This is a genomic window from Streptomyces sp. NPDC004667 (assembly GCF_040609475.1).
GTDB lineage: Bacteria > Actinomycetota > Actinomycetes > Streptomycetales > Streptomycetaceae > Streptomyces.
Map to the genome: position 1 here is coordinate 1 of NZ_JBEXKC010000181.1, position 5,105 is coordinate 5,105.

General features: G+C 73.7%; 2 protein-coding genes and 1 pseudogene. 1 reads left to right on the top strand and 2 read right to left on the bottom strand.

The window, feature by feature from the left end; translation table 11 throughout:
* Together ABZW32_RS38640 and ABZW32_RS38645 are read right to left on the bottom strand one after the other, a co-directional pair.
* Positions 1–405: pseudogene (locus ABZW32_RS38640) on the bottom strand (alcohol dehydrogenase); the annotation flags it as partial.
* Positions 406–457: 52 nt separating this feature from the next.
* Complete coding sequence (locus ABZW32_RS38645; RefSeq protein WP_356225441.1) at positions 458–1,702, bottom strand: hypothetical protein; 1,245 nt, start codon at positions 1,700–1,702, stop codon at positions 458–460.
* A gap of 408 nt (positions 1,703–2,110) precedes the next feature.
* Between ABZW32_RS38645 and ABZW32_RS38650 the strand changes: the two genes are divergently transcribed.
* On the top strand, positions 2,111–5,105 hold a 2,995-nt coding region (locus ABZW32_RS38650), incomplete at its 3' end, for a type I polyketide synthase (RefSeq protein WP_356225443.1).

Sequence of the window (5,105 nt, forward strand, 5' to 3'; positions counted from 1 at the left end):
GCCGGCTCCGGCGCCGGTCACCAGGACGGGCCGGCCGCTGACGGAACCCGCGCTGCGCACCAGGCGCAGCGCCGTCAGGACCGCCACGCGCAGCGCCGCCGCCTGCTCGAAGCTCACGTGGTCGGGCAGGACGGTGGCGTATTCGGTGGGCACCGCCATGCACGACGACCACTCGGTGCCGGTGGCCACGGCAACGACCCGGTCCCCGGGCTTGGGGCTGAAGCCCTCGGGGGCCGCGCGCAGCACGACGCCGGCGACGTCCCAGCCTCGCAGCCAGCCCTCGGGCAGCGGCTCGGCCTTGATCATCTCGTCGATCTCGGGAGCCACCGCGCGCACCGCGACGAGGATCTCGTCGTCCGCCTGGGCCGTGACGGTGTCCTGCATGGAGGTGAACTGATCGGGCATGACGGTTCCTCTCATCGGTGTGACGGTTTCCTGGTTGACGCTGTCCGGCATGTCAGTGCTCCTCGGTGGTCAGGACGGACGTGCCGGTGAGCCCGTGCACGGCGACCACTTCGAACTCGTCCGGCTGGTCGAGGACGCACGCCGCGAGGGCGAGATGGTTCTCGATCATCCGGAACCTGATCCAGGCGTTGCTGTGGTGGTCGTCGGGGACTCCGGGGGCGAGGCGGACACGCAGTTGGATCCGCTCTTCGGGGGTGACGGCGACCTGGGCCGCCGAGACCTCGTCGAGGGCGGTGGCCAGGTCGACGAGTTCGCGGGCGGACAGGGTGCGTCCGTGGAAGCGGAAGAACGGCGGGCGGGTGCCGAGGACCCGCAGGGCCGGTCCCGGCCTGCCGCACGCGCAGTGCGCGAACTCGCCGCGCTCCTGGGTGTCGTAGCGGATGAGCGCCGGGGTGCGCGAGGGCGTGAGGGTCGTGACCAGCAACCGCCCGTCCACCGCTTCGACGTGCTGGTGGGGCAGCGGGTGGTAGATGCCGGCCAGACAGTGCGGGCCGCGCTGCCCGATCACCCAGGCCGTGGGGGTGCCGTACAGCCGCCACACCGCGGTGTAGGGGAAGTGGGCGGCGAGCAGGCCGTCGTCGGTGGTGTCGTGGGCGGCGCCGCCCAGCATCAGGGTGCGCAGCCACGGCAGCGGCCGGCCCGCCATGCTGGCCCGCAGCAGCCGGGAAACGGCCTGCGGGGGCGCCGCGATGGCGGTGACGTGGTGGCGGGCGAGGAAGCGGAGCCAGTCGTCGTCCGCGCCCTGGGGCAAGGGACCCAGCGGCAGGACGGTGGCGCCGGACGCGGTGGCGAAGCGGTTGAAGAAGTAGTGGTCGGCCTGCATCCTCCCCGCGGGGTGCAGGTTCGCGACGACGTCGGTGGGGTGGAGCGGGTTCCAGGCGCTGCCGATCTCGGAGGCGAACATCTGCTCCGGCAGCAGGGTCAGGTCCGGGGTGTCGAGCGTGCCGCCGTGTGCCCACAGCAGGCCCTCGCCCGTGTTGAGCGCGAGGGCCTCGGCGGTCGCCGTGGCCAGTTCGCCCGGGGTGAGTACGGGGAGGTCGGCGAGGGCGAAGGTGCGCCGGGTGAGCTCCCGTTCGTACTTGGCGGCGAGCGACGGGAGGCGGGCCGCCCGGTGCAGCAGCCCCTCCAGTACGGGGACCGGCGCGCCGGGTCCCGGCCCCCGTGGACCGGGGGCGCCCTCGCCGGGGCGCTCCGGCGCACTCGGCGAAGGCGCTGGTCGGTGTACGTACGAAACCATCCGAGGTCCCCCTCCTCGTTCCTGTGGTCGGCCGGTGCGGCGGTGGTGGCGCAGCACCCGTCAACCGGGTGCCCTGCAATCCATGTTACGACCGGCGTTCTTTCTTGGTCTGGAGTACGAGTTTTTACCATAGACCAGTTTCCGCGCGTTGCCCATGGCCGTTCTTCCCCCTTTCGGAGAGGGGATTGTGACGATGAATCACCTCAGATCCGCATCGCGCCTGGTAGGCGACTCACCCGCGCACACCGGCCGCCCCGGCGGCCATCGAGGGTGCCTTTCAAGCCAAAGGTGAGCTTTAAGCCCATCATTGTCCTGGGGTCCAGTTTTGAACTACGATCTCGCGCGGCGGTGCCGGGGGGCAGCGTCCTGACGCGGTCTCACCGCGTCCCCGCAGACAGGGGGGTTCTCATGAGTGCACGCACCGGGGAGACGGCGATCGCGGTGGTCGGGATGGGGTGCAGGTTTCCGCAGGCCCGCGGTATAGAGGAGTTCTGGGACAACCTGATCGCGAACAGGGACTGCATCACCCCCGTCCCGCGCGAGCGCTTCGACATCACGCCCTACGTCGCCGAGCGGTCCGGCACCCCGGGCCGTACCGTCAGCCGCGACGGCGGCTTCCTGGACGACCCCTTCCTCTTCGACGCCGGCTTCTTCGGGATCTCGCCGGCGGAGGCCGCCAGTGTCGACCCGCAGCACCGGCTGCTGCTTCCGGTGGTCCGCGAAGCGCTCGAAGACGCCGGCATCCGCCCGTCCGACCTCGCCGGCTCCGCCACCGGCGTGTACATCGGGCAGGCCACCGCGGACTACGGCCGCCACAGCACCGCCGAAGGCAACAGCCTGCGCGAGGCGGCCGGCAGCTACTTCCGGGCCATGGCCTCGGGGCGCCTGTCCTACGACCTGGACCTGCGCGGGCCCAGCATGATGGTCGACACGGCCTGCTCGTCGTCCCTGGTCGCCGTGCACATGGCCCGCCAGAGCCTGCTGAGCGGCGAGACGGACCTGGCCATCGCGGGCGGCGTCAACATCATCCTCTCGCCCCTGGACGCGATCGCCTTCTCCCAGGCGGCCATGCTGTCGCCCGACGGCCGCTGCAAGTTCGGGGACACCCGCGCGAACGGCTTCGTCCGCAGCGAGGGCATCGGCGTCGTCGTCCTCAGCCGTCTCGAAGACGCCGAGCGGGCCGGCCACCCCGTGCTCGCCCTGCTGCCGGGCAGTGCCGTGACCAACGACGGGCGCAGCAGCGGATCGCTGATCAAGCCGGCGGTCGCGGGCCAGGAGGACATGGTCCGCAGGGCGTGGCGGGACGCGGGCATCGAGCCCTCCGACCTCGACTACGTGGAGGCCCACGGCACGGGCACGCCCGTGGGCGACGCCGTCGAGCTGCAGGTCCTGGCCGCGGCCGCGCGCGAACGGGGGCCGCGGCGGGGGCCGCTGAGATGCGGATCCGTGAAGTCGAACATCGGCCACGCCGAAGCGGCGGCCGGCGTCGCCGGACTCATCAAGGCCGTCCTCGTCGCCCGGCACGGCGTCATCCCCGCCTCCCTGCACCTGACGGAGCCCCAGCCCCTGCTCGCGGACGAGGCGAACCGGCTGCACCTGGTGACCGGGAACGAGCGCCTGGAGAGCGACGGCCGCGGCGCCGTCGTCGGCGTCAGCTCCTTCGGCCTGTCCGGAACCAACGCCCACGTCGTGGTCACCGAGCCCGAACGCCCGCCCCTCGGGCCCGAACACGGCCCCACGGAACTGCCCGGGGGCAGGCCCGCCCATCTGCTCGTGCTCAGCGCCCGCTCCGAGCGGGCCCTGCGCCGGCTCGCCGGGGCCTGGGCCGAGCACCTCTCCCCCGGCGGGGCCGGCAGCGCGCTGCCGCTGTGGGACCTGTGCGCCACGGCCGCGCTGCACCGTGACGCCCATCCCCTGCGGCTGTGGGCGACCGGCGCCGATCACGCCGAACTGGCCGCCGCGCTGGGCGACGTGGCCGCCGGGCGGGCCACGGAGCGGGCCGGTACCGGTGACGCCGGCTTCGGCACGGGCAAGCGCACCGTCTTCGTCTTCCCCGGACAGGGTGCGCAGTGGCCGGGGATGGGCCGGTCGCTCATGGCCACCACACCCGCCTTCGCACGGGCGTTCCAGGAGTGCGACGAGGCCGCGCGCCGCGAGACGGGCCGCTCGGTGCGCGAGGTACTCGCCTCGGCGACCGGGGAGTTCCCCGATGACGTCGCCGCGGTCCAGCCCGCGCTGTGGGCCATGGAGGTGGCCCTGGCCGCCGCCTGGCGCGACATGGGAGTCGAGCCCGACGCGTGCATCGGGCACAGCATGGGCGAGAGCGCGGCCGCCGCCGTGACCGGCGCGCTCAGCGTCGCCGACGCCGCGGCCGTGATCTGCCGTCGCAGCGCGCTGATGCAGAGCACCGCGGGACAGGGCGCGATGCTCTCGGTCGACCTGTCGCCCGAGCAGGCCGCGGACGTCGCCGCGCAGGAGGGCGGTGTCTGCGTGGCCGCCGAGAACTCCCCCACCTCGACCGTGCTCGCCGGGGACGCCGCCGCCCTGGAGCGCATCGGGCGCCGGCTGGAGCGGGAGGGTGTCTTCCACCGTCCGGTACGGGTGAACGTGGCCTCCCACTCCCCCGTCATGGACCGGCTGCGCGACGACCTGCTCGCGCGGCTGGCCGGCATCACACCCCGCGTGGGCCGGGTCCCGCTGCACTCCACCGTCCGCGAAGCCGTGCTGACGGGGGCGGAACTCGACGCCGCGTACTGGATGGACAACCTGAGGTGCCCGGTCCGCTTCCTCGGCGGCATCCGCCGGCTGGTCAAGGAGGGCGACAGCGTCTTCGTCGAGATGAGCCCGCACCCCCTGCTGCTGACGGCGATCGAGGAGACCGCCCTGGAGGCCGGTGGAGCGTCGGCGGTCGTCGCCTCCACGACACGGCGCACCGCCGACGAGGCCCTGGCGCTGGCCCGGTCGCTCGGCGCCTTCTTCGCCGCCGGAGGCCGGGTCGACTGGGAGCGCTGGTTCAGGGGAACGGCGCGTCTGGTGAAGCTGCCCGCCTACCCCTGGGACGCGGAGGTACTGCGCCGGACGCCGTCCGCCGGCCCCGACCGGCCCGGGGTCCGCGTCACCCGGATCGGCGCGGACCTGGACGGCGCGGTGGTCGGCCTGCGCGGGCTGGCCCCCGTTCCCCCGACGGTCCATCTGGCCGTGCTGCACGAGGCGGTCGCCGAGACCGCCCCCGCCGGCTCCGTCGTGCTCGAAGACGTGCGGGTCGGGGACATGGTCGACGTACCGGAAGGCGGGGCCCTCACGCTGGAGGTCGCGACGGAGTCCGGGGCCGGTGCGCTGCGCGCGGAGGTCCGGACGGCGGGCGACGCGTCCCGGACCGGGCTGAGCGCGCGGGTACGCCTCG